The 26,229-nt window shown below is 54.8% G+C and carries 15 protein-coding genes; 1 reads left to right on the forward strand and 14 read right to left on the reverse strand.

The window, feature by feature from the left end:
- Positions 1-18: 18 nt before the first annotated feature.
- The 11 genes from QZ725_RS06405 to QZ725_RS06455 form a co-directional block, all read right to left on the reverse strand.
- The gene (locus QZ725_RS06405; protein ID WP_293777529.1) at positions 19-420 is read right to left on the reverse strand and encodes a ribonuclease; all 402 of its coding nucleotides are present in this window, start codon (positions 418-420) and stop codon (positions 19-21) included.
- A gap of 25 nt (positions 421-445) precedes the next feature.
- The gene (locus tag QZ725_RS06410) at positions 446-1,678 is read right to left on the reverse strand and encodes a patatin-like phospholipase family protein (protein WP_293777532.1); all 1,233 of its coding nucleotides are present in this window, start codon (positions 1,676-1,678) and stop codon (positions 446-448) included.
- Positions 1,679-1,724: 46 nt separating this feature from the next.
- On the reverse strand, positions 1,725-3,545 hold the full coding sequence (gene ggt, locus QZ725_RS06415; protein WP_293777534.1) for a gamma-glutamyltransferase: 1,821 nt from the start codon (positions 3,543-3,545) through the stop codon (positions 1,725-1,727).
- Between the two features lie 159 nt (positions 3,546-3,704).
- Complete coding sequence (gene adk / locus QZ725_RS06420) at positions 3,705-4,361, reverse strand: adenylate kinase (protein ID WP_293777536.1); 657 nt, start codon at positions 4,359-4,361, stop codon at positions 3,705-3,707.
- A 195-nt stretch (positions 4,362-4,556) separates the two neighbouring features.
- The gene (gene kdsB, locus QZ725_RS06425) at positions 4,557-5,306 is read right to left on the reverse strand and encodes a 3-deoxy-manno-octulosonate cytidylyltransferase (protein ID WP_293777540.1); all 750 of its coding nucleotides are present in this window, start codon (positions 5,304-5,306) and stop codon (positions 4,557-4,559) included.
- Positions 5,307-5,344: 38 nt separating this feature from the next.
- Entirely contained in the window at positions 5,345-5,527 is a 183-nt protein-coding gene (locus tag QZ725_RS06430) for a Trm112 family protein (RefSeq protein WP_293777543.1), read from the reverse strand.
- Positions 5,508-6,488 carry a tetraacyldisaccharide 4'-kinase gene (gene lpxK / locus QZ725_RS06435; RefSeq protein ID WP_293777606.1) on the reverse strand — a complete coding sequence of 327 codons (981 nt, stop codon included), beginning with the start codon at positions 6,486-6,488 and terminating at the stop codon, positions 5,508-5,510. The genes QZ725_RS06430 and lpxK overlap by 20 nt, the downstream gene beginning before the upstream one ends.
- Positions 6,489-6,628: 140 nt before the next feature.
- Positions 6,629-7,063 carry a biopolymer transporter ExbD gene (locus tag QZ725_RS06440; protein WP_293777546.1) on the reverse strand — a complete coding sequence of 145 codons (435 nt, stop codon included), beginning with the start codon at positions 7,061-7,063 and terminating at the stop codon, positions 6,629-6,631.
- An 18-nt stretch (positions 7,064-7,081) separates the two neighbouring features.
- On the reverse strand, positions 7,082-7,693 hold the full coding sequence (locus QZ725_RS06445) for a MotA/TolQ/ExbB proton channel family protein (RefSeq protein ID WP_293777548.1): 612 nt from the start codon (positions 7,691-7,693) through the stop codon (positions 7,082-7,084).
- 482 nt (positions 7,694-8,175) lie between these two features.
- Positions 8,176-9,894: a methyl-accepting chemotaxis protein gene (locus QZ725_RS06450; protein WP_293777550.1), complete on the reverse strand. Its 1,719-nt coding sequence runs from the start codon at positions 9,892-9,894 to the stop codon at positions 8,176-8,178.
- Between the two features lie 323 nt (positions 9,895-10,217).
- Positions 10,218-11,846, reverse strand: coding sequence for an ATP-binding protein (locus QZ725_RS06455; protein ID WP_293777553.1), 1,629 nt, complete (start codon positions 11,844-11,846; stop codon positions 10,218-10,220).
- Positions 11,847-12,216: 370 nt separating this feature from the next.
- Between QZ725_RS06455 and rarD the strand changes: the two genes are divergently transcribed.
- Positions 12,217-13,107 (forward strand): EamA family transporter RarD, encoded by an 891-nt coding sequence (gene rarD / locus QZ725_RS06460; protein ID WP_293777555.1) that lies wholly within the window; start codon positions 12,217-12,219, stop codon positions 13,105-13,107.
- Positions 13,108-13,152: 45 nt separating this feature from the next.
- Here rarD and QZ725_RS06465 read toward each other — a convergent pair whose 3' ends face one another.
- The 3 genes from QZ725_RS06465 to QZ725_RS06475 all read right to left on the reverse strand — a co-directional run bounded on the left by QZ725_RS06465 (position 13,153) and on the right by QZ725_RS06475 (position 26,096).
- Positions 13,153-13,707, reverse strand: a complete 555-nt coding sequence (locus tag QZ725_RS06465) for an invasion associated locus B family protein (RefSeq protein WP_293777557.1) — start codon at positions 13,705-13,707, stop codon at positions 13,153-13,155.
- Positions 13,707-24,482, reverse strand: a complete 10,776-nt coding sequence (locus QZ725_RS06470; RefSeq protein WP_293777560.1) for a filamentous hemagglutinin N-terminal domain-containing protein — start codon at positions 24,480-24,482, stop codon at positions 13,707-13,709. Before QZ725_RS06470 ends, QZ725_RS06465 begins: the two co-directional genes overlap by 1 nt.
- Positions 24,483-24,554: 72 nt before the next feature.
- Entirely contained in the window at positions 24,555-26,096 is a 1,542-nt protein-coding gene (locus tag QZ725_RS06475; protein ID WP_293777562.1) for a ShlB/FhaC/HecB family hemolysin secretion/activation protein, read from the reverse strand.
- Positions 26,097-26,229 lie beyond the last annotated feature (133 nt).

Genomic DNA, 26,229 nt, shown 5'->3' on the forward strand with positions numbered 1-26,229 from the left:
AAGATCCTACCGCCATCCTCATTCGATCACCCGGCGGAAGGTACGGTAATGATCGGCCGTGTAATAGATTTCCGCCGTCGTGCGCGGTTCGCCGCCCGTGATCAGGCGTCTGGCGCCACGATTGCGGGCACGTGGGGTTTTCACGGTGAATTCGCGATAATACCCGCGCTTGCGTTGTGGTAAAACCTTTTCGTAGTTGCCGAACACCGATCCATCCTTTTCATAAGGATAGGGGCCACCCTGTCGGATCATTTGCAAAGTAGCAATTGCTTCCGGTGGCAACTCACGATATGTCACCGTGCCGGAAACACCGCTTTCAAACGAAAAAGCGTTAAAAGAAAGTAATAATGTAGCGAAAAACAGCCAAAACCGTGGCATTAATTTATTGCGCATCGTATTCTCTGTTACTTTCAATATCATTCAACTGCGTTCAGGTTGGTAAGCCTTATGCCCCTTTGGCTGCCGGGTTTTCGCCTTCCACCCAGCGCATCGCCGCCTCATTTTCCGGCGGACAGTCAAAAAATGCCAGAATTTCATTCTTGTGCGCCAAGGCATCCTTGCGTCCCAGTGCCATCAACTCTGTCGTGTAGCTGCGTTCAAACAGCAGATAGGAAGCCAGCGCCGCGCCGCGAATCTCCGTAGCACCAATGGCGCTCAACAGCATGCGCACCGGGCGCGGCAGACTACCGACATGCTGGCTGGCGATGGTATCGAGCCGTTCGGACGGCGCGATCGTCAGCATTTCCACCGGCCGCAATGTGGTCAGCGCGCGCTGTTCGGGCGTCAGGACAGACAAGGTCTGGTTGACGCGATTGAGGCGTTCGATATCGGCAGAAATGCTATCGAGAAAAATACTCGACATCGCATGCCCGGCGATTTGCGCCAGACTCGGATATTGCGCATGGATCGCCGGATCGACGGCCGGTTCCAGCAGGCGGCCGGCACCGATCACCAGAATCTTGTCTGCTCCGAGATGAATCGCTGGCGAAATCGGCGCCACCTGCCGCATCGAACCATCGCCGAAATACTCGCGGCGTCCTTCGCAGAACAAGGGCGTCGCCGGAAAAATCAGGGGAATCGCGGAAGACGCCAGCAAATGATCGACACCAATCTGTGCCGGCACCGCAAAACGCTGCGTACGCACCCAAGGCTTGATGTCCGCTTCGGTTTGATAAAACGTGATGTGCCGACCCGCCGTATACGATGAAGCCGTACTTGCCAGCGCATGCAATTTGCCATCGGCGAGTGCCGCATCGAGCCGCGGCAGATTGAGCATGCGATTGAGCAGGCTGACGAGCGGTGTATTGTCGAGCAGCGAAACCGGCGGATTGGCTTTCCACGAGCGCAGCAACCAACCGAAAGACAGGAGCGACAGCCAGCGCGCCCCGCTACGCAACACGCCTAGCGAATCGGCGCGATAAACCTGCTCGGCCGTGATGTGTTCCCATGCACCGACGATGCGCTGCATGCCCTTGCCGAAATCGTCAGCATGACAGGCCAGGGCCGTCGCATTGATGGCACCGGCGGAGGTGCCGCAGATAATGTCATAAGGATTGCGCTCCGGTTGCCAGCCAGCCTCCAGCAACATACCCGTGATGGCGTGCAACACGCCGACCTGATAAGCCGCCCGCGCCCCGCCTCCCGTCAAGACCAAACCGATTTTCTTAGCGTCTCCCATGCGCCCCATTATTCAAGCGTTTGCCATTTGCGGCAAGCTTCGCGACTCACTCGCCCATTGCGATGCCTTCACGCCGCGGATCGGCACCGCCGAACCAGAACGATTCGCCATGCACGCTCATACGCATGATGCCGTGCAAGCCCGAGGTCTGTTCTTCGACTTCGATCTCGTGCCCCTGTGCCTGCAACGCGGCAATCAGCGAGGGTGATACCCGATCGCGCTCGAGTTCGGTCGGACCATTGCGGCTACCGACGTTCGGCAGACTGATTGCCTGCTGCACGTTGAGCCCCCAATCCATCGTACCGATCAGCGTTTTGCTGACGTAGTTGATGATGGCAGAACCGCCGGGCGAACCGATCGCCATCACCAGCTTGCCGCTGTCTTTTTCGAAAACCAGTGTGGGCGACATCGAGCTGCGCGGCCGTTTGCCGGCCTCGACGCGATTGGCAACCGGGCCATGTTCGTCTACCGGCACCGACGAAAAATCGGTCAACTGGTTATTCAACAGAAAGCCGCGCACCATCTGGCGCGAACCGAAGCCGTTTTCAATCGTTGTGGTCATGGCGAGAACATTGCCGTAGCCATCGGCAATCGACATATGCGAGGTGGAAGGCAATTCTGCTGCACGATCTCGCCCCCATGCCAGTTTCCGCATGCCCGGCGGCGTACCGGCTTCTGCCGTTCCCATCGAACGGCTAGTGATCAAGGTTGCACGTTGCGCCAAGTAAGCAGGATCGATCAGCGCTTTGCCACCATCCGGCAACGGTACAAAATCGGGGTCGGCGAGATAACGATTACGATCGGCATAAGCCAAGCGGCCCGCTTCACTGAACAGATGCACGGCTTGCGGCTGCCATGCGCCATCCACCGGCTGTAACTGCTGCAGATCGGTATGCGCAAGAATACCCAGCATCTGTGCAATCGTGATCGCGCCAGACGAAGGCGGCGGCATGCCGCACAAACGCCACAGTCGATATTCATGGCAGAAAGGTTCGCGCAGTTTGGCGCGATAGCCTTGCAGGTCGGCCAGCGTCATGTAGCCCGGATTGCTCGGATGTGCGTGCACCTTGGCGACAATATCCTGCGCAATCGCGCCTTGATAGAACGCATCGGCACCGCCCTTGGCAATAGTACGCAAGGTGGCGGCAAGTTCCGGATTCTTGAGCAGATAACCGACCGGAAGCGATTTGCCGGCGGAATCGTAAAAATAGGCAGCGGCAACCGGATCCTTGCGCAAGGCTTGCTCCTTGCTCAACAAGGTCGCCAGACGCGGACTCACCTGAAACCCTTTGTTGGCAAGCCGAATGGCAGGTTCGAACAACGTTGCCCACGGCAGGCGGCCATGCGCCCGATGCGCATCTTCCAGCATGCGCAGCACACCTGGCACGCCCACCGAGCGACCTCCGATTACGGCTTCGTAAAACGTCATCGGCGTGCCATCGCTCTTGAGGAACAATGTGGGATCGACCGCCGCCGGTGCCGTTTCGCGTCCGTCATAGGCTTGTACAACACGGCCATCGTAATGCATGAGGAAGGCGCCGCCACCAATGCCCGACGATTGCGGCTCCACCAGCGTCAACACCAGCTGCACGGCAATCGCCGCATCGACGGCGGAACCACCCTGCCGCAACATCCGTTCGCCCGCGGCCACCGCCAGCGGATTGGCTGCCACGACCATGTCCTTCTTCGTCAGCCAGCCCTGCTTTTCTTCATAGCCACTCGCACCTTCCGGGGCCAAGGTGATTGGATCGTGTTTCGCTTTCTTGGCGACTGGCTCACCAACTTGCCGAGCGGGTTGCTGCGCGCAGGCCGATAGCAGCCCGGCACACAGCATGGAAAGAAACGCGAGACGGAATCGATACGACATGGCGGCTCCTGCAGAATCACAAACCTGTGCAGTGTAACGGTTGCCAGAAAGGCAAAGGGGAACAGCAGCAGGACGGACATGAAAAAAGCGGACACCAGGTCCGCTTTCTTATCGATGCGTTGCAATCAAACGCGATGTCGATTGCGACTATCGCTCCGATCAGCCATTCAATGCAGCAAATGCCGCATCGCGAATCTGTTCGACCGGCCCGACGCCAGCGATCTTGCGATACTTGGGTGCACCGGGCTGGCCCGATTCGGCCCACTTGTTGTAGTACTCAACCAGCACTTCGGTCTGATTATGATAGATGTCGAGACGCTTCTTGACCGTTTCTTCCTTGTCGTCATCGCGCTGGATCAGTTCCTCGCCCGTCACGTCATCGCGACCTTCGGCTTTCGGCGGATTGAACTTGACGTGGTAGGTACGACCGGAAGCAGGATGCACGCGACGACCGCTCATGCGTTCGATGATCGCGCTGTCTGGCACATCGATTTCGAGTACGTAATCGATGGCAACGCCGGCTTCCTTCATTGCATCGGCTTGCGGAATCGTGCGGGGAAAACCGTCGAACAGATAACCGTTGGCGCAATCGGATTGCTTGAGACGATCTTTCACCAGACCGATGATGATGTCATCCGAAACGAGACCGCCCTCGTCCATGATTTTCTTGGCAGCCAGCCCCAGCGGCGTGCCTTCCTTGACCGCAGCGCGCAGCATGTCGCCGGTCGAGATTTGCGGAATGTTGTACTTGTCCTTGATGAAACCAGCTTGCGTGCCTTTACCGGCACCAGGCGCTCCTAAAAGGATGAGGCGCATGAAATCTTCCTAAATGAGTTTGAATCGATGACCGCAGGACCGTCGCAGCCCCGGGGAAGTCTGAATCATGAATTGGCTTGTCAGCAGATGCCGGAATTTACCATAAAAAGGGGACCAAAGCCGTATTTCATAGCAAAGCGACAATACCAATCTTGCAGCAAACTTACTATGTATCTTCCGGCAGGTACAACCAATTCAGGCGTAATGACGACGCACGCGCGCCAGATCGTCCGGCGTATCCACGCCAGCGGCGGGTGCATCATCGGTGACGTGCACGGCAATCGGTACGCCATGCCATAACACGCGCAATTGCTCGAGCGCCTCGATCTGCTCAAGCGGCGACTGTTCGAGCGTCGGATACGCCTGCAGGAAATCATTGCGATACGCATAAAGGCCGATGTGCCGCAATGGCGCATAACCGGCAGGCAAGACTTGCTGTGTCTGCGCAAAACCATCGCGGTGCCAGGGAATTGTGGCGCGCGAAAAATACAGCGCACGTCCGTCTCGATCAAGGACGACCTTGACGACATTCGGATTGAAGGTTTCGGCCACATCGTGAATCGGATGTGCTGCCGTCGCCATCGGCACTGCCGTACCAATCAGTTTCGCTGTCGCGGCAATCAGTGCCGGATCAATCAACGGCTCGTCGCCCTGCACATTCACAACCACGGCATCCTGCGACAAACCGATTGCCGCCGCCACTTCTGCGATGCGGTCGGTACCGGAAGGATGATCACTGCGCGTCATGCAGGCTTGCACGCCATGCTGCGCGCAAGCCGCCAGAATATCGGCGTGATCAGTTGCAACGATGATGCGCGCTGCCCCCGATTGCGCGGCACGCTCGGCCACGCGCACGATCATCGGCTTGCCGCCGAGATCGGCGAGCGGCTTGTTCGGCAAACGGGTGGAAGCGAGACGAGCGGGAATGATGACGGTGAAAGACATGCAAACTTCCGAAAAACGGGAAACGAAGTGCCTCGGAGTTAGTCGGCAGCAGGCGTCAGTTGCAGATCGCGCGCCTGATCTGCCCACATGATCGGGATGCCGTCACGAATCGGATACGCGAGGCGATCGGCCTTGCAGATCAGTTCCTTCGCTTTCTTGTCGTGTTCGAGCGGACCTTTGCAGATCGGGCAAACCAGGATGTCAAGCAATCGAGTGTCCACGGAGTTTCTCCACTATGCGTTCGGCGAAGGCGCCTTCGATTTGCGCCGTCACGGGAACGACCCAGATACGCGGGTCGTTTTTCAATGTTTCATGTTGGCGACATTTTACTGCATCCTTCTCGGTGATCAGGATGACTTCCGTCTGTGAATCGGCAAACGGATTCGTCGCAAAATCGTGATGATCCGGCAAAGGCAGGCGTTCGAATTGCAAGCCGGAGGCCTGCAACATATCGAAGAACCGCGCCGGATTGCCGATGCCCGCTGCCGCCAGCAACGATGGTATCGCAGCAAATGCAGCAAGCGGCTGTCGCTGTTGCGAATCGCTCAGGCGCTCTGCAAATGCACCATGCAATTGCATCGTGATTGCATGGTCCGGCACACCGGGTGCCGGCAAACCGCCATTGATCACGGTGAAATCGCGCGGGCGCGAAGCCGGTTCACGCAGCGGGCCGGCTGGCAACAGCCAGCCATTGCCCACACCGCGGCGATCAAACAGGATGATTTCGATATCACGTGCCAGACGGTAATGCTGCAACCCGTCATCGGAGATGATGACATCGACGAAAGGATGCGCCGCCAGCAAAGCCCGTGCCGCCGCCACGCGATCGCGCCCGACCACCACCGGACAGGCGGCGCGCTGCGCGATCAGTAAAGGCTCATCCCCGACTTTGGATGGCAAGGCATCCGGTGCCACCGTTTTGATGACGGTATTGTCGGCACCGTAACCGCGCGAAATCACTCCCGGATGAAAACCCGCATCGCGCAAGGCTTGCACCAGCCAGATCGTCAAAGGCGTCTTGCCAGTGCCACCCACGAAGATATTGCCGACCACGACGACCGGCACTGGCAACTTGCCGCTTTCCGCGCTTTCTGCCAAGTCACGCTGGCGACGCGATGCGGCAATGCGACCGAACAGGCAAGCCAGTGGCAGCATCGCATGGGCGAAGACACCACGCCGCATCCAGTTGCGCGTGAGGAAAGCTTCGAGTCGGGAATGTATGTGTGCCACGAGCCTATCCTTGCATTACTGCCAGCGAGCATGCCGGCCGCGCTGGTGGATCGCAAAAGAGCGTATCGAACAACACCAGCGGAAGCCCACGACTACTTCTTGCCGCGGGTCTGTGCAACGAAGGTCACCTTGGCGTAGCCCGCAATGCGTGCGGCATCCAGCACGTTGACGACCGTCTGGTGCGTTGCCGTGGCATCGGCAGCAATCGCAATCACGGGATCGGCATTTTTACGATTGGAAGCATTGACTGCGGCCGTCAATTCAGCCGCCAAACCCTCGGCATTCTGCACCGCCACGCGTTGGTTGTTGATGGTGTAGCGATTTTGCGCATCGATGCCGACATTGATTTGCAGCGGCTGCTCTTGCGCTTTTTCGGCATCGGCCGTCGGCAGCGTGATCTGCAATGCGGTGAACTTGCTGAAAGTGGTCGTCACCATCAGGAAGATCAAAATCACGAGCAGCACATCAATGAACGGAATCAGGTTGATTTCCGGATCTTCGCGGCCGTGGCGTTTGCGGAAGTTCATGCGGGTATCCGTTGCGCCTTACTTGCGGTTGCCATGCACGATATCGACAAACTTCACCGCCTGCTGCTCCATCTCGACCACGAAGGTATCCACCAGCGCGCGGAAGTGACGATAGAACACCAGCGCGGGCATGGCGATGGCGATACCGAAGCCCGTGTTGTAGAGCGCAATCGAAATACCATGCGCCAGTTGGCCGGGATTGGAGCCGGTGCCCGAAGCATTTTGCGAACCGAAAATCTCGATCATGCCCACGATCGTGCCGAACAAACCCATCAGCGGCGCCAGCGAAGCGATCGTACCCAGCGTGGTGAGGAAGCGTTCGAGCTCATGCGCAGTGGCCTGCCCTGCTTCTTCGATCGACTCCTTCATCACTTCCCGTGGCGAATCGACGTTGCGCAGGCCCGCTGCCAATACACGGCCCAGCGGGGAATTCTGTTCGAGCGTGGCGACCACGTTCGCGTCGATCTTGCCATTGTGATAGACACGAATGACTTCTTGCAGCAGGGTCGGCGGCAAGATGCGATTGCGGCGCAGGTACAGCAGGCGTTCAACGATGAGCGTCAGTGCGATGACCGAAGCCAGCAGCAGAAAGTAGATCGGCCAGCCTGCCGCTTGGATGATGGCGAGCAAAATGAGCTCCTTCGTTGAATCGGGTAGGAATAGTTACGGATGGAGAATGTAACGTTTTGGCACAGGCGAAGCAAGGTTTCGACAAGGCAAACAAGTCAAATGCAATACACGCGCCCTTAAAGCAACAGTCTAGCAAGGCATGCGCAGGACTTATCCCTGCCTTAAAAGTTATACACGGTTATGCAGTTTTTCTGTGGACAAGATTGTGAGCAACCAGTGTGAACACATGACAATACATTGATTACAAAGGATATTTTTTGACTGCTTCAGAAAAAAGCAGTTCCGACTTTTCCACAGCGTGAAAATTGGCAGCATTACCATGCTGCCGACCTGATCAAACAATACGTTTAGGGGTAACGAATGACAAAAAGCGGCCATGAAGCCCGCTTTTTTATTTTCATACCGTGCCGTCAATCTCAACGAACGACATGCGGCTCATCAATCACGTCCGCTGCGGGAACCAATCCATTCAAACACAACGATCAAAAGGTTTCCCAATCATCGTCCTTGCCTGCAGCTTGAGGCGCATGCGCAATCGCTGGCGATGCCTTACGTACTGGCAGGGCTGGTTTCTGTGTGACATGGGAAACCGCCGTCTTGGCCGGTTGGGCGATTGCCGCCAGCGAGGAAGCGCCTTGCGCCGTTCCCAACTGGAATACGCTAACCAGTTCGACCAGACGCGAACCCTGCTGGTTGAGGCTTTCAGCCGCTGCTGCCGACTCTTCCACCAAGGCTGCATTTTGCTGCGTCACCTGATCCAGCTGGCTGACGGCATCGCTAACTTGCGATACGCCCTGCGTTTGTTCATGCGTTGCACTACCGATCTCACCGATCAGGTCAGCCACACGGCGCACTTGGTTGACGATCTCATCCATCGTGGCACCCGCCTCTTCCACTAATTGCGAACCGGACTCGACCTTGGAAACACTTTCCTCGATCAGGCTCTTGATCTCCTTCGCAGCTTGGGCAGAACGTTGTGCCAGCGTACGTACTTCCGATGCAACGACGGCAAAACCGCGCCCCTGCTCGCCTGCGCGTGCGGCTTCAACCGCGGCATTCAACGCCAGGATATTCGTCTGGAAAGCGATCGAATCAATCACGCCGATGATCTCGCTAATCTTGCGTGAACTGGTCGTGATGTCATCCATCGTGCGCACCACATTGCCAACCACTTCGCCGCCACGGCTAGCCGTTTCGCTTGCAGAAGTAGCGAGTTGCGTCGCGGTCTTGACGGTTTCCGCATTGTTCTTGATCGTGGAGCTCATCTCTTCCATGGAAGCCGCCGTTTCTTCTAGGTTCGACGCTTGCTCTTCAGTACGCTGACTGAGATCGGCATTTCCGACGGCAATCTGGCCTGCTCCAGTCGCAATCGATTCACTGCTCTTGCGAACTTCACTCACGATCTGCGCCAGGTTGCTACGCATTGCCCCCATTGCTGCCAACACGCTGCTGGTATCGCCACGGCGCAGTTCAACGTCGACAGCAAGATTGCCCTTGGCAACCTGCTGTGCCACTTCGGTAGCATAGGAAGGTTCCCCGCCGATTTGAGCTTTGACGGTACGAGTAATGATCCTCGCAACAAAAGCGCCCAACACCGCAGAAGCCACTGCAAGGATCAACATGATGCGACCGGCACCAGCAATGCTTGTTTCTGCCTGATTGCCCGCCGCCGCGGTTTGATTGATCTGAAATTTACTCAATGCTTCGATGGCGTTGAAGTAGGCATTTTGCTGCTGCCGCATCTCGCCCATGAGCAAATCACGCGCTTCCTCCATTTTGTTAGCGAGCCCAAGCGTGACGACTCGCGGAACAGATTGCTTGTAATACGCCAAACTCGTATCCATCACCGTTTTCAGTAATGCACGCCCCTCCTCCGAATTAATCGCTTTCTGCAAATCGACAATTGTTTTCTCGTTCAATGCCAATACTTCGTCGATACGGGCTTTTTCCTTCAACATGGAAGCCTCGTCTTCCAACAAAGCCAGATTGCGTGTCGCCCGTGCGACAAGATTGGCGTTGTCCTGCAACTCCTTCAGTCTCAACACGTTTGGCAGACGGTTTTCCGTAATGTCATTGACGTTCTCGCCAATTCCGCTCAATTGCACACGTCCAAAAATCGCAACCATGAAACCGATAGCGATGATCAGGAAAAATCCCGAACCCAGCATCGTTCCCAATTTCATGTTTTTGAGGATATTCATATTTTTTTCCCTATGTTTTTATTAGCACGACGTCATTAGCTTTAGCCAACAACATATTTCCACAAGGAAACAAATCAAGAATAACGCTTTCACGAATGAATAAACGGCTATTTGAAGTAGAACCAGATTAAAAAATATTAAATCTTGTTAATTCACGAAATAGGTAACGATTTCAAGGTTTTTTAGACCGACCGGCCAATGATCGCCACCATAAATATGGTATTTATCTAAACCCGTTTGCATAACTTCCTATTCCAAATGCAAAGGACATAAAAAAAGCCATGTCACAGACATGGCTTTAGATAAATCGTTGATGCGTCGAATTAATCGCGAATTCCTCTGAATACGGCACATTGTCGAAATGCCTCTTCGGATAGCGGAATGTCCTTGCTCTTGCAATACTTGGATGTCAGCTTCAACAGTTCCTTGATATCGCGACCGCTGCACTTGGCGTAAACATCGCTCAGGCGGTCGATCAACGCGTCCGACAGATCGGCATGGAATTGCGTCGACAGCGATTTCCACAAGCGCATCGCATCAGCCTTGGGCGGCACTTCATACTGGATCGTGGCAATGCAGCGCGATAGAATTGCATCGTCAACATCGCCAATGCGGTTGGTGGTCATGAACAGCAAACCCTTGAAGTATTCAAGCGTGCGCAGGAATTCGGCAACGATGGCGTTATGCTGCAGATCATTGTCGCGACAACGAATGTAGACATCTGCTTCGTCCAGCAGCAAGATGGAATCCCAACGCGCAGCACGACGCAGGATAGCGGAGAGGTTGCGCTCGACAGATTCAGCCGTAATGCCCAACTGCCCCGAATGTACGCGGTACAAAGGCTTGCGTACGATTTCCGAATACACCTCGGCCGTCAGCGTCTTGCCCAAGCCGGGCGCACCCTGGCAAAGAATCGTCGTCCCCCCCGATTTGCCTTCGACGAAGTCTTCCATTGTCACATTCATGCCGGCCGTCAGGATGTCGATCAGATCGCGATGTGCTGCTGGCAGTACAAGCTTTTCACGCAATTCCGGCTTGTATTCGTAAAGGCTGACGTTTTGCACGTGCACCCAGATGTTCTGGTGCAGTTCCAGATGGAACAGATTGAGGTAGCAATGCATCGGAATGCGTTCGAAGCCTTCCGCGTATTCCGCATCGCGCCAGAACTCGGCATCCGTCATCATCTCGAAGCGGCGATCGAGAATTTCCTCATCATTGACGCATTTGGCCGACATGCCTTCCTTCAGCGTCATCATCGAGACTTTTTCCTTGTCGTCGATGGTGAACGCGGCATTACGCGCAACGAACTGCTGGCCGAAGCGGCGCTGGTAATCGAGGAAGCGCTTGGCATGCAGTTCGTATTCCTGCTTGAATTCAGGGCACTCCTTGAAGTAACCCATCTCACCCAGCAGTTCTGGAATCGTGCGATTGACGATGTCGTGACGGTTGATGACGATGGCGTTCGTCATGCCGGTACGACGCAAACGCATATCGCTGACCTCTTCCTTCGCCGCTGCCTGCATGGTGTTGGCCAGCAGATCGACCACGACATACGGCGCGCCCTGATCCGGCACCATGTAGCGCAGACGATGAATCAGCCACGGTAGCAGCACGCCATCCTTGTTGCGCTTGTAGATCCAGCCATCGATCACATCACGCGCCAGATAAGCGGCCAAGCCCGGCACGACCTGTTCCAGATCAGGAATCTTTCGCGCCTGTGGCGCGTTGCGGATATTGTCCAGCGCCAGCATCTGGAACATCAGCGAACGTTGCTGATTCGACTTGGCCAGGTTGTATAGCGTATTGAGAGATTTGCCATCGAATAGACGGCTGGCCACGATCATGTGACCATGACACACGCCATGCTCGGCCAGACGCTTGGCCAGCGGCGATTGCGGCTCGATCATGCCGAGCAAGACATTGACCAGTGATTCGGGTATTTCAAAATCCATCACAGCTCCTGCGATTGGCGCGCTCATGCACGCTTCGAATGATTCCGCTACACGGTAACCATGCAACGAACGTGGGGCTCAGCGAGGAAGATTTGCCGATCCGGCAAGGCATCGCTGGAAAAACAAACGGCCTCCATCGCTGGAAGCCGCAACCTGACAAGGGCGGCGGGGATGACTCCCTCTGCTGAAGGGCTGCGCTCTCGTCAACAACATGGCGATCATAAAGCAATCCAGGATCACTGTGAAGCCACGCGCCCAAGTGCCCGACATGATACCGCGTCACCTGCAAAACGATGCTCACGCAGACGACCACGCCTCCATCGAACGGCTTATACTGACGGCCTTTCCCCTGCCCCGATATCGAACACCTGTGAGCAAAGGCATCCTGTTTTCCGTCATCGGCTCGACGCTGTTTGCCGTCCTCTATTACTACGCCACCCTGTTGACGCCTCTCGATGGCGAACAGATTTTCGGCTGGCGCACCTTGCTGACCGTTCCTTTCCTCACCGCTTTCATCTGGTGGCGCGGGCAAGAGAACATGGTATGGACACTGGCCCGGCGCATGACAACCCAACCGCTGCTGATCGGCGGTGCCTTGCTCACTTCAGCCCTGCTCGGCATCCAACTCTGGCTATTCATGTGGGCGCCGCTTCATGGCCGCGCCCTGAATGTCTCGCTCGGCTACTTCTTGCTGCCACTGACGATGCTACTGACGGGCCGGCTGCTGTATCGCGAACGTCTGACACGCTGGCAAAATCTGGCCGCAGTGGCAGCCGCCATTGGCGTGACAAACGAGTTTTATCACGTGGGTGTGCTGTCTTGGGAAACCATGCTGGTCGCACTCGGCTATCCGGTCTACTTCGTGCTGCGCCGCAAGATGGACGCTGCCAATCTTGGCGGTCTGTGGTTCGACATGGCCTTGCTGCTACCTGCCGGACTCTGGCTCATCATGACGGGTGCTGTCGGCTTCGACATGATCAGCGCTCATCAAGCGTTGTATGGGCTGATTCCCCTGCTCGGCATTCTGAGCTCGATGGCCCTCGTGTTTTACATGCTGGCAAGCCAGATGCTGCCAATGAGCCTATTCGGCCTTCTCGGCTATGTCGAGCCTGTGCTGCTGGTACTGGTTGCCTTGCTGTTGGGCGAAACCATCAGCGGTGCGCAGTGGATGACCTATATTCCTGTGTGGTGCGCTGTAACACTACTTGTGATCGAAGGTATTCTGAACCTCAACCGCAGACAAATTAGAAAGCGCAAATAAAAACCGCAGCACACGGCTGCGGTTTCAAGAGAAAGATTCAACGCTTTACAAAGCCGCCAATGCCTTGCCCAAGCCATCCAGCTTGACGTCCAGAACCATCACCTTTTCCGAACCCAAGGGACGGAAACCAACTTTCATCTGCTTGCCGCCAGTGAGCTGCTTTTTGACTGGATCCGTCAGCGCCATGCTTACCAGGCAACCAGCCGGAATGCAGGTCAGGAAAGGCAGCGTCGTTTCCGCACCGCCATCCACCTGATAAACGATACCCGGACGCAGATCGATACCGAATGGCAATTCGAAACTAAACACCATGCCTTCCGGCCCCTTCTGCGCGACCAAACGCAAGACACGCTGACCAGCAGCCTGCGGGTCTTTCTCATTCTTGGTTTCCAGAAGTTGGATCGCCTGGCACGTGTCCTTCTCGCCCACTTTGGCGCAAATGACTTCCCAGTTACCGTGCTTGGCCTTCTGTTTCCAGGCTGGTGCAGCCGATGCGTTTGCCGACGCTGCTGGCGTCTGGGCATAAGCAGTAGCTGCCATACCCAGAACTGCTGCAAACGTCAGTAAAGAGAATGCAGCCGCCATAGGGCTACGTACCATCACTTCACCTCCTCGGTTGCACCTTCTGCCAAACGAACACCGCCTTGGACTGTCACGATGTAAGTCAGCGAACGTGAACTTTCATCATTGGCGATTTGCCCGACAGCCTGATTGACAGCAGATTCGCTGACATTCTGGGTTCCAGCAGTACCACCTTGTTCTGCTGCGGAAGGCGTGAGGTTCACGAATTGCAGATTACCAAGGCCCAACTGACGCGACGAGGTCTTATCAGCAAGCGCCACAGACACCGGTTGCTGCACTTCAGCCGGCTTGATCAGTGGCATGGCGTTCTGATTCGCTACCGCAAACAAGGTCGGCAGATAGTTCTTGATGTTATCCACCGGACGACCGTACTGAATACGACCGCCAGCCGTGACATCGAGGAATGATTTGCCAACACGCGCATCGCCGTAGAACAAGGCATCGACGCCAACATTCACCTTGGTTGGGCCATATACACGCACAGGTTCTTCAAAAATCAGCGAACCGGTCAACGCGATCGATGGGCCCATGATGTTGATCGACCCAGCCCCCGTGCCACCGTACAGATTTTTCAGCGGCGCATTGCTACCGATTGCACCGCCGAAGGTCGTGACACCCGGCGTTCTGACCGTCACGTTATGTGGACCATCCAGCTTATCGTTAAACGTGATGGGACCGTTGGATGTGAAGACGGCATTGGCGCCAACCGTTACACCATCGTTAAAGGTTTGTGCACCGCTCGTACGAACCAGACCACCATTGATCACGACTTCGCCATCAGCATCCGTCGTAATACTTGCCAGTGCAGAACTGCCTCCAACAGCACCATTGAATGTTGTTGTACCAGCTGTAGCAACCGTCAATGAATGTGCTCCATTAACAGTACTGTTGAAAGTCACATCACCGTGATTACCTGTGCTCGTCAAGACGGTATTGGCGCCGAGAGCCACCGCATTGTCATAGGTTTGATCACCGGCAGTCTTCACACTTCCGCCATTGATCTGCACAGTACCTGCGCCCATGGTCGTCAGGCTAGCCAATTCGGTTGTCTCACCGACTGCTTGCGTGAAGCGTGTCGTACCATCGGTTTTGATCGTCAGATCATGATTGCCATCGACTGTCCCGGCAAATACGATATTGCCGCCGTTGGTCGACTCGAGAACCGTATCATCACCCAATGTGACCGGTGCGCCATAAGTCTGCGCCCCAACCGTCGTAACTTCACCACCATTCAGCAGAACGGTACCGTCCTTGCTCAGGCTGGTATCGAGGCTGGCCAAACGCTGGTTGTTATCACCGACCGGGCCGTGGAACTCAATGTCACCCGAGGTATCGATGACCAAAGATTGCACGCCATCGTCTTTGGCACGCACTGGGCCACCGAACACGATATCGCCTTGGCTATAGCTAGTCAGTTTGGTGTTCGCGCCAAGAATGACGGTTTCACCATAGCGTTGATCGCCATGTGTAATCACTGTGCCTTGTTCGAACGTCACAGTATTCGTCGCGCTTGGCAAGCCATCCGTCGTGATGCTCCACAACGGACGGTAAGTGCCAATAGCACCGCCGAATTCCGTTGCGCCTTGCGTATTTACCGTCAGTGATGCAACGGTACAAATCGCGGCATCGATATCGCCATCGAATCGGACCAAGCCTGCATTCGTGCTTTGCAAAATCGTGTCACGACCAAGGACGACCTTGTCACTGTTGTAGAGCTGCGCACCGGAGGTGGTCACGCTGCCGCCATTCATCAACAGCGTGCTTGTCGCATTTGCGACAGTCAGACTTGCCAATTGCGAGCTGGAGCCAATCGCACCCTCAAAGGTGGTATGACCATCTGTTGCGACCGTCAGCGCGCGGGGACCATCAATCGCACCATTGAATGTAATGCCGCCTGCACCGGTATTGTTGCGCGTCAGTACAGCATCCGCACCCAACGTCATACGACCGTTATAGGTTTGATCGCCGGTCGTCGTCGTTCCATTACCGACTGTGGTGACACCGCCACCATTCATTTCGATCGTGGTTGCCGTCGCAACCAAGCTCGTCAATGCGTCAGTGCCGCCAACCATTCCGCCAAATCGGAGTGTATTGTTTGCATTGGCGGTAAGGTCATGCGCACCATTGATCGTGCTACCGAACAGCAAGTTATTGCCGCTGTTCAGCGTTGCATTACCCGTCAGGGTAACGGCATCGCCATAGCTTTGATTACCAACAGTCGTAATGGCAGCACCATCCTGAATGATCGTGTGACCACCAGCATCTGTCGTCAACGACTGCGCCTTCACCAGAACCGGCAGGGTTACATCCTGACTGGTATTAATCGTCAAATTACCCAGTTCTGCAGTTTCACCAACATTGCCACCGAACGAAATGACACCATCACCTGCTGTCAGTGTTGTGCTACCGCTGTGAGCAGAAGACGCATTGTTCAGCGAGCCACCAAAGGTGATATTGCCGTTACCTGCTGCACCAGTACTCAGCGCGACCGAACCACTGACTGTAACTGCATTGGCAAAGCCAATGTTGGTGCCTGTCGTGGTGATATTGCCAGCCAGCTGCGCCGTACCGGCCCCATTTTGTACAAATCCGCCAGCCGCAGTGATATTGCTACCTGAACCCGTCGAGAACAATCCGGCGTTCGTGATCGTGGCCGAATTGGCAGTCAGCGTTCCATTGATAGCAAGCTCATTGCCGGTGAAAGCAAACGCGCCGCCAATGAATGTGTTTGTACCGCCCAGTGTCGTTTTGCCCGCGCCAGCTTGCTGTGTGAACGAAGTAGCTTTCATGCCCGATGTCGTGACATCCTTGGCAGAAACGATCGTCACATCACCCAGTGCATACGTATTACCGACCAGGCCACCGAACGCGACGTTGCCATCGGTACCAGCACGTACAGTCAAATTGCGCGTCGTGCTGTCCGAATCCAGGGTGCTGGAGAACGAAACCAAACCGCCCGCGGCTGCCGTGCCGCCATTGGTCGTATCGATCGTTACATTGGATGCCAAGGTCGTTGCTGAACGGAAGTAGATACCATTACCTGCGGTCGTCAGCGAACCATTGATCGTGATGCCATCCGTTGCTGTCAGATCGATATTTCCGGATGAGACAAATGCAGACGTATTCGTCAGCGTCAACGCATCCTTGGTCGCAAGCTTGATGTTGCCACCCCCCGTTGTGGTGTACGTCGCACTTGAAACCAGAGTCTTGCTGTTGATATTGATACCGTTAGTGCCACTCGTGCTGACGTTGCCGTTCAGCGTCGTCGTACCTTCGACGTTAGCGATTGTCAGGTTACCTGCATTGATCGCACCAACCGTCACATTGTTGACTGGATTCAGATTCACCGAACCACTTGCGTTGATCGCACCGGTGGATACGTTATTCACGGAAGACACGCTCAAGCCACCGATATTGCTGACCGTACCAACCTGGCCAAGCGTCACATTGCCGTATACCGTCGTATTGTTGGCGGTTCTTCTACTCGAATTAATCGACAAGCTATTGCTGCCATCGCCGTTGATCGCACCCAACGTCACGTTAGCGCCACCTGCGTTGATGGTCGCGGTTTTTGCACCACCGGACAAAGCGGACAACAGGACTGGATCGTTGATCGTGAGAGTACCGCCAGCACCGTTTGATCCGGTTGTGCCTGCACCATAACCGCCAAGCAGATTGATCGTCGTACCATCCAGCGTGACCGTACCACCACCTGCAGTCGCATCGACAAGCAATGTACCTGCAGCACCACCAGTAGAACCATCGGTCGAGTTATTTGAACCATTGGTGCTAATTGTCGCAGCACCTAGCTCGACATTTTGGCCGCGCAAGGCAATCGCACCACCTTGCCTTGAAACTGTACCGGATGAAGAGTAGCCATTGGAAATGACATTACCACCGACTGTCAGCGTGCCGCCCGACGATGTCAGATTGATCGCAGCACCATTTGTTTCAGCTCCAAGCGTATTGCTTGTTGCGTTGATTTCAGCAGTGGTCACCAGATTGCCGCTGCTGGTTACATTGATTGCACCACCTCTGCTGGTAATGCCATTGACTGTCGTCGCGCCCGTATTATTAACCGTCACCGCACCAACGCCATCAGCTTTGACAGCAAGCACACCGTCATTGACAACATCAACCGTTGAACCAGCGCTGATCACAGCCGTTGCAGCACCGGTATTGTCGACGCTGACAGCACCCGTTGACGTTGCGTTCAAGCCCAGCACGCCGTCATTCACAACCGCGATATTGCCACCAGAATTGCCTGTGAAATCAAGATCGCCTGCATTGACAAGACTGATACCGTTACGCGTTGTCGCGGTGAAGGTACCGATGTTGTTACTTGCATTCTCCAAGGTGGCGCTACCACCACCATTGGTGACAGAACCAAGTTTGATATCAAGCGTATCGACCTTGAGTGCGCCTGTCTGCGTTACCGATCCAGTCCAGCTATTCACGGACAACGAGGTGATAGGTCCATTGCCTTGTGTGAAATCAACGCTATCCAGACGAATATTGCCGCTGGTCGCATCGACTGATGAATTACGACCAATCACAAGATTCTTCGCTTGAATCTGAAGCAACTCGGTAGCGTTCAACGACAGAGTATTTGCTGCATCAGCACCACCGACGGTAATGTTGCGTCCTGCACTTGCAGTGCTCACTTCTACCGTGCCAGTACCATTTTTCGACGACAAGGTACTACCAGAATTAAGGATGAGGTCATCCACGCGAACTTTGACGTCTCCTGCCGTACTCGTAATAGTGCTGTTATTCCCCATCGTCAGCGAGCCGGTCCCATTGGAACGGACGCTGGCCTCACCACTTGTCGTCAATGTGGCATTGTCACCAAAAATGATATTACCGGCTGCGCGGATATTGCCACTGCCACCTTTGATATCAACACCATTATTGATGTTCACGTTACCGCTGGTTGCATTTACAGAGAACGCACCAGCAGTCAGATCGGAGTCTGCATCAACGGTAATGGAGTTACTACCGGTGAAGCTGAAAGCTGCGTTAGCAGTTGAATTGGCCGAAACAACGTAACCACTACCCGTACCGATTGCGGAGTACCTCAAACCGTCTTGATTATTTTCACCCTCAACGAGATACAACAGATTTGCACCACCGGAGGTCGATGATATCGACAGAGACCTCAAATTAATCAGCGCACTACCTGCCTCGTTGAACGCTCTGACATTGATCACGCCTGCCGAACTCACAGAGAACTTGTTTGCGCCTTGGGTCTGAATCGCTTGCCCTGCCGTACCAACTGCAGAGCCATTGAACGTGAACGAACCTTCGCTACTGACACCATTGATGGTCAACGATTGCGAACCATTCGACGTAATCGTGCCACCACTTTGCAGCGTCACATCGTCAGCATGATTAAAAATGGTATTGCCAGTAATCGTGGTGTTACCGCTCGTTGCCAGCGTCAATTGCGACGAGGCATGAATCTGATCGAGCAATGTATTTTGAATGGACAGACCACCCGTCGTATTGCCACCAAGCTCAATGGCACGTGCAGACGTAACTGTCCAATTATTGTTACCAGTTCCGCTTCCATCAGCCTTGCCGGTCAACCAGACGTGTCCACCACGAACCGTATTCGATCCGATAATGTTCATGGCGTCCGCTGCAATCGCGACGTTACCGCCAGACATTTGGATCGAGTCGGAAACCGTCAACGAACCGATGTCGTACAGACCCAATGTGCCAGAGCCGGTAATACCTGCACGCCCATTGACCGTACCAACGGTTAGAGATGGGCTACCGCCATTATCAAAGTAGAGGCCGGTCGTTACATTGGCTGCCAGCGTCCCGACATTGTTCTGTTTCGTCAGTACAGCCTCACCAGCCTGAGTCGACACGACCTCCAGACCTGAGGTCGTAATCACGCCTGAGCCCTGCTGGTCAATCGAACGCGCATTGGTTCCACTACCTGACTTACCTGTCAGAGCAACCGTACCAGTCGTATTAGTGATGCGTCCCGTACCAGTAAATGCCACACCATCGCTGTTAGCACCGCCGATGCTGTTATTGCTGCCGCCGGTACCATTAATTGCAATGCTTCCACTCGTACCTGTGACAGCACCAGAAATCAATACCCCTTCGTTGTCTCCGTTACCACTACCGCCGGTGCCCGTCACCGAGATCGAACCACTCGTAGCCGACACCGTGCCAGCAATCACGACACCATCATGATCCCCGGCATTTTGACTCGAAGTACCACCTTGTCCGGTGATCTCAATTGAACCGGTACCCGACGCTGAAACTGTTCCGCCAATACTGACACCGTATTGATTCGCCTGATCCGCATTGAAATTACCGCCATTCGTACCGCTACCACCACGGCCATTCAGAACAATACTGCCGTCACCAGTCTGGATATTGTTCTGGACATTTACACCCGTGAAATTACCTGAACTGCCGGTCGACTTCAGCGAGATCGCGCCGGTTGTCCCCGTAATCGCTTGTGAAACAGTAATACCGTACGCTGTCTCCAGCGCAAAGTTGGCAGCCCCGATATTGCTGGTCGCATTGACAATGATCGGCGCATTACCGACAAAGCGGAAATCCAGTGCATCCGTATTGGTCAGACTAATGTTATAGCTGCCTTTAACAGTTGGCGTCGTACCTTGATACCAGCTTGGGGCAGAACCGCTGCTGAGATTCAAGGTTGCCGAAGAAGTCACCGCATAACGGTAGTTGGCACCGTATGAAGTCGATGTAATGTACAGCTTGTCGAGGTTAGCCGCGCCATTGCTTGTGTTACGCGCTGCAACATTGATGTCGCTGGCAGATGCCAGCGTCAGGCTGGAAGCACCAACCGTTGTCAACGCCTGACCATTGGTACCGATACCGGTATTGGCATCGGCACCGCTAGCGGTGCTGGTCAGCGTCAGTACGCCATTATCAATACCGTTGAAACCGAGCTTGCCATTTGCACTGCCAAGGATGCCTTTGCTTGCCGTAATCGACATGGCATCTACATTGGCAAGGAAATCGCCCGTACTGGTCACGCTGCCGTTATTAGCCGTCAGAGTCAGTGCATCCGCCTTGATATGTTTTGCTTCGCTATCGGTGAGCGATAGCTTGCTGGCGTTCTCTGTGCCCAAGTCCACATCACCAGTGGCTGTGATCACAACATTTGTTGCGTTGATGTCAGCACCAATATCCATCTTGCCGATGTTATTGAAGTTAACATTGCCACCAGCAGTAATGGCCTGTTCGAGTTTGATATCTGTCACACCATTGAAGGTGACCGCGCCACTTGCACTGATACCATTTGTCGATTCAACGGCACCGACTGTCAACGTGCCGGTATTACCAGCATTGTTTAGCGTGAAGCTGCCATTGGTAACATCGGCAGCAACCTTCTTGACGTTGTTGCTGCTGCTGTTGAGCGCAACATTACCGTCACTGATCACTTCCAGAGCATCCGTCGTGATCCTGCCCGTATTCTGGGTAACCGAAGCTGCTTTCAGATGAACCGAGGCACCTTGCAATGTGCCGCTCAGGGCCAATGCATTATTACCGTTGTTGAATGTGATTGAATCGACTGCGGTTGCCGTTAACGAACCAGCACGGTTGTTGATGCCTTCCAACGTAATATCGCCGCCGCTGTTCAGATTGACTGAATTAACGTCAAAGCTGTTTGTCTGCGTAATGTTGCCTTTTGCGGTCACGGCCAGCGAGCCAGCGGCAACGCTTTCATCCAGGCTGACGTCACCACCATACACGGTCACCGCACCAGTGTTCAGCGCCAATGCCTTGTCGATCGCGACATCGGCTTCGTTACCATTCTTGCCAATCGTCAGGCTGCTCACAGCGTTCAGTCCGCCGTTACCTGCATTAAAGGCAAAATCATCGGCAAAATCGGAAAGGCTGAATGCATTATCGAAACTGGTACCAGCCGAACGCACGGTCAGGTTACCGGTACTGCGTACATTGATCGCAGCGCCGCCCGAACCCCCTTCGGCTTGCAGGTTGTCGCCATTCAATGTCAGGTTGCCGGTGCCAGTGCCGATGTAACCGCCCGACAAATCGCTGGCGTAAGCCAAAGCACCATTGCTGGTGTGCGTCGTGATCGTCACGTCACGGTCGCCAGTCGTGGCACCGATCTGTCCGCCGTTATTGAATGCCAGCGCAAAATTGCCATCGCCCGCACCCGCACCGCCCGTCGCATTGATGGTGATCGCACCACCATCTGAAGTAATCATGCCGCTATCAGGCGCGCCATTCCCCTGGATGACAATACCCTGATTGCCATCACCTGCATTGTTACCACCCGTGCCAGTCACACTGACGGTACCCGAGCCACCTGCTGCAACAACCGCGTTAGAAATCTGCACACCGAACTGATCACCACGATCAGCGTTACCGCCACGGCCGCTGATCGTGATATTTCCACCTTGCGTGGTGACATCGGCGTTGCGCACGATAACACCGACAAAGTCACCCGACTGCTGGCCTTGATCCGCATTCAGCGTAATGCTGCCCGTCTCGGTCGTAACATCAGAATTGATATTCAGATTGCGTGCTGTCAGAGAAACCGTACCAGCACCACCAGTCGATACACCGCTCACGCCACCGATATCCGTGACGGTCAATGCAGCAGTATTTAAATTACGGAACGCAATATTGCCGGAATCGGAACTTGCAGCAATCGTTTCAACGGCATTGCTGCCATTAGTAAGCGTAACGTTACCGGTTTCTGTTTCGAGCTTTAGTCCACCGCCAACGATCTGGCTACCATTCGACTGGCTGATATTGCCGGTTGTGGTCGTCAGATTGATCTGGCCGTTAGCGCCTGCAGTGCCCGTACTTGCACCACCCGTTGCCAACAGATCTCCGTTATTGAGCGTAATGCCGGTTGTACCGCTGATCGTGATGGAACCTGCAGCACCACCGGCAGCAGTGCTGCCTGTGGCCGCGGCGGAGCCACTTGTATTGATGACCGCTTGATTGCCGAGAATGACGCTGCCGTCAGCAGCATTCAGATTGACATTGCCGCCCACACGACCAGCACCACTGGTGGATGTGCCGCCGTTGGCATTGATCGTTGCATTGAGTTCGATATTGCCGGTCGCGGCCGTAGCTGTAAAGTTACCGCCTTTGGTGTTGTTTGCACCAACCGAATTGATATCGGCATTGATGTAGATACTACCGGTTGCATCAAGCGTCAGCCCTTTGCCGCTGCTCCATGTAATCGCATCCTTGACAGTAATCGTACCTTCGCATGCGGCTGCCGCACAAGCTGACTGAACAGTAATGTCTGTCGTTGCCAATGCAGCTTCCAGGATATCTGTACGCAGGAACGAGAAATCATGTGCCGGATTTGGATTTGTGCCTGACGTGAAGTCGGCAAACGTACCGCCGTTTTGCGTGATCCAGCCAGACGTATTGACTTTGCCAATCGTCAGATTGGTCGGATCCAGCAACAGCGTACCTGTTTTGCCTTTGGCTGCTGTTGTATCGACCGTCCCCTGGAAGTCAAGGAATTGCTCGCCTGATACTTCGACCAAACCACCGTTACCACCTTCTGCTCCACCCTTGGCTTCGATCGTGCCGCTAAATGCCGTACGATCATCGGACCAGACGATGACCTTACCGCCATCGCCCGACTGCGTCGCGTTCGCGCGCACCGTCGCACCTTCGCTGACGAAGGTCATTTGTGCATTGTTGACCGCTGCATTCTTGCCTTGATAATCACCTCCCAGCAGTACCGTACCGCCGCCGGTCGCACCAGAAGCATCAATCACGGCGCCATCAAGAATACCAACGCGTTTGCCGGTGACTTCGATATGACCGCCCTTGCCTTCCGCTGAACTTGCGTTCAACGTACCGCTGTTGGTGACCGTGCCGCCATCAGCCAGCAGACGAATCGTGCCGCCGTCGCCACGTCCCAGACTGGTCGCTTCGATGATGCCTTCGTTATTGATAGCCTGAGTAGCAAGTTCACCCGCCGTTTTGACCGTCATCAAAACGCTACCACCATCGACTTTAATCAAACCACCGTTGCGAATGTAGGCATCGACCGCTGCTTCATCCACCTCAATTTTTGCGGGGCCGCCCAGGTCCAAGCGTATCTTTCGACCAAATCCCATCAGCACTTCGCCGCCACGCACGCGAATGTCGCCAACGTTTTCTATTTTCGCGGCTATCAGCGCGACGAAACCACCGTCGGCCGCCTTGATGCTACCTTGGTTGATGACCGCTTTGGTAGAGTCGCCTTCAAGACGCATATTGCCGGCCATGAAATCTTCATTGCTCATGTTGAGCGTGGAAGCCAGCAAGGACGCCACTTCCACTTTGGAAGTTGGTCCAAACAAAATGCCATTAGGATTCAACAAAACGACGCGGCCATTGGCGCTGATCGTCCCACGAATGATCGAAGGATCGCCACCTAACACACGATTCAGCGCAATCGCATCTGCCGATGGTTGGATGTATTGGACGCTGTTGCCACTGCCAATGCTGTAGCTGGTCCAGTCAATCACCATCTTGTTGCTGTTCTGGTTGATCACCATGTGACCATCGGATGGCGTATTGATCTGGCCGCTACCAGCCGTAACTTGTCCACCAGTCGGCAATTCCGCTAACGCCCCGGCATGACAAATCACCAGAATACTGCCAGCGGCAAGATGCGCAAGGCCGCGTGAACTACCACGCGTCGATTTGGTTTTACCCTTGCCACGCGTATGTTCCGAAGCAACCTGCCATTCGCGCAGTACCGCATTCCAGACAACACGGAAAATACGATTGAGTGAGCCGTGACCGTTCATGTTTTGTACCTTTTAGGTGAATTCTGTATTTCTGTATATGGTTCTATTGATTCGTGTGTAAGCAGAGAAAGATCAGAAGCGCTTGATGATGGAAGCCCAGATACGCGCCCCGCGTTCGTTCGGCTCAACCTGCGATGGCGAACCCGATTCTGCCCAAGATGCGGTCACGTCCACAGTCCAGCCAAGGTTGTTGTAACGCGCGCCTACGCCGTAACCGGACAAAGTGCGCTTGAGTGTGGTCGTCAGGTTCGAGGCATGGCCCTTGTCGTAGAAGACATAAGGCGAGACGTTGTATTGCGTTAGGTTGTAAGCGAGTTCGGTCTGCGCGGACCAACCACGATGACCGCTGAACTCACCCACGGGGAAAGCGCGTACCGCACTCGGACCTGAAATCGGCAGGAATTCGGTCGCGTCAATATTGTCGTTAGTATATTGGCCGGATGCCTTAATGCTGGCCTGCAAGCGATCCGTCACGCGTTGAATACGTGCGATATCCAGATTCGTCTTGCGGAAACTGTCGTCACGGCTGGCCGTCGGCAGATTGTCGCTACCGACGCGTGCCGCCGTGTATGTCAGCGCACCAAACGTCACAGCACCACCATTGAACCGATCGCGCACATCGAAGTTGAGTGCCAGCGGCAAGGTGTTGATGTTGTAACGCTCGCGTGCCCCGATCTCATTGGTGTAACGCTTGTTCTGCACACCACCACTGAATATGAGATTGGCATTTTGCGAACGCACCAGCGGATAGCTAACCAACGCGCCCAGAATATTTGCCTGGCCCTTGAAGCCAGCACCCGTCATCCAGTCACCGCTCAATCGGTACGAGCTGTGGACAGCCGACAGATCCAGACGCAAACCGTTTGGCATCAATGGCATGCTGTAACCTAACGCCACAAGACCAGTGTTGCCATCGGTCAGCAAACCTGTCACACGTAGGTCATCGCCGAGCATCAGATTATGCGCACGCGCCACATCGGCACGCGCACGATACAGACCAGTGTAACGGCTGCCGTGGTTGTCTAAACCAAGCGACGCACGAGTACGCTGACTTTCCACCAGACGTACCTCCAAATCGCCGCTTCCTACTTCCGCGCCCGGACGTACAATCGGGACCGCGGTATAGCCGGGCAAGTCGTTCATGATCAGTGCAATACGCTCGATTTCCGCAGCACTGATGACTTCACCCTTTTTGAGCGGCGTTAGATAAGCCTGCGCTTCGCGATCAGGCGCTTGCACGCCATTTTTTTCGAGGGTCGCTGCAACTTCGCCATAACGACCTTCGACGATATTCATGGTGATCACACCATTCGCCACATCCTGACGCGGCAAATATGCGCGTGCAAACGGGTACCCAGATGCACGGTAATAGGTGCTGACACGATTGGCGATTTCCTGCAATCCAGCCAGATCCGCCGATTGCCCCAGATACGGCTTCACAAACTCAGCTAATTGCGCATCGCTAAGTTTGGTATTTCCCTGAAAACGAATCGCTTTCAAAACGAATGTCTCACCACCGGATGTTGCTGTACGCGGCAAGGGCGAACCATCGAGATTGAATGAGGGTGATGCCTCAGGCGGCGCTAGACGCGGCTTGGTCTCCGGGTACAACACACTTGCATCAGGTAACTGTTGTGCGTTTGATTGAACAAAGGGCACCAACAGCATTAAGGCCAGAGAGATTTTTAAGCGTGGAAGCATGAAAGGAGATCCGAGATAGCAAGACAAAAATGAAGGGAACGGCTAG

The organism is uncultured Oxalicibacterium sp. (assembly GCF_913776015.1).
In the GTDB taxonomy this organism is placed as follows: Bacteria; Pseudomonadota; Gammaproteobacteria; order Burkholderiales; family Burkholderiaceae_D; genus Oxalicibacterium.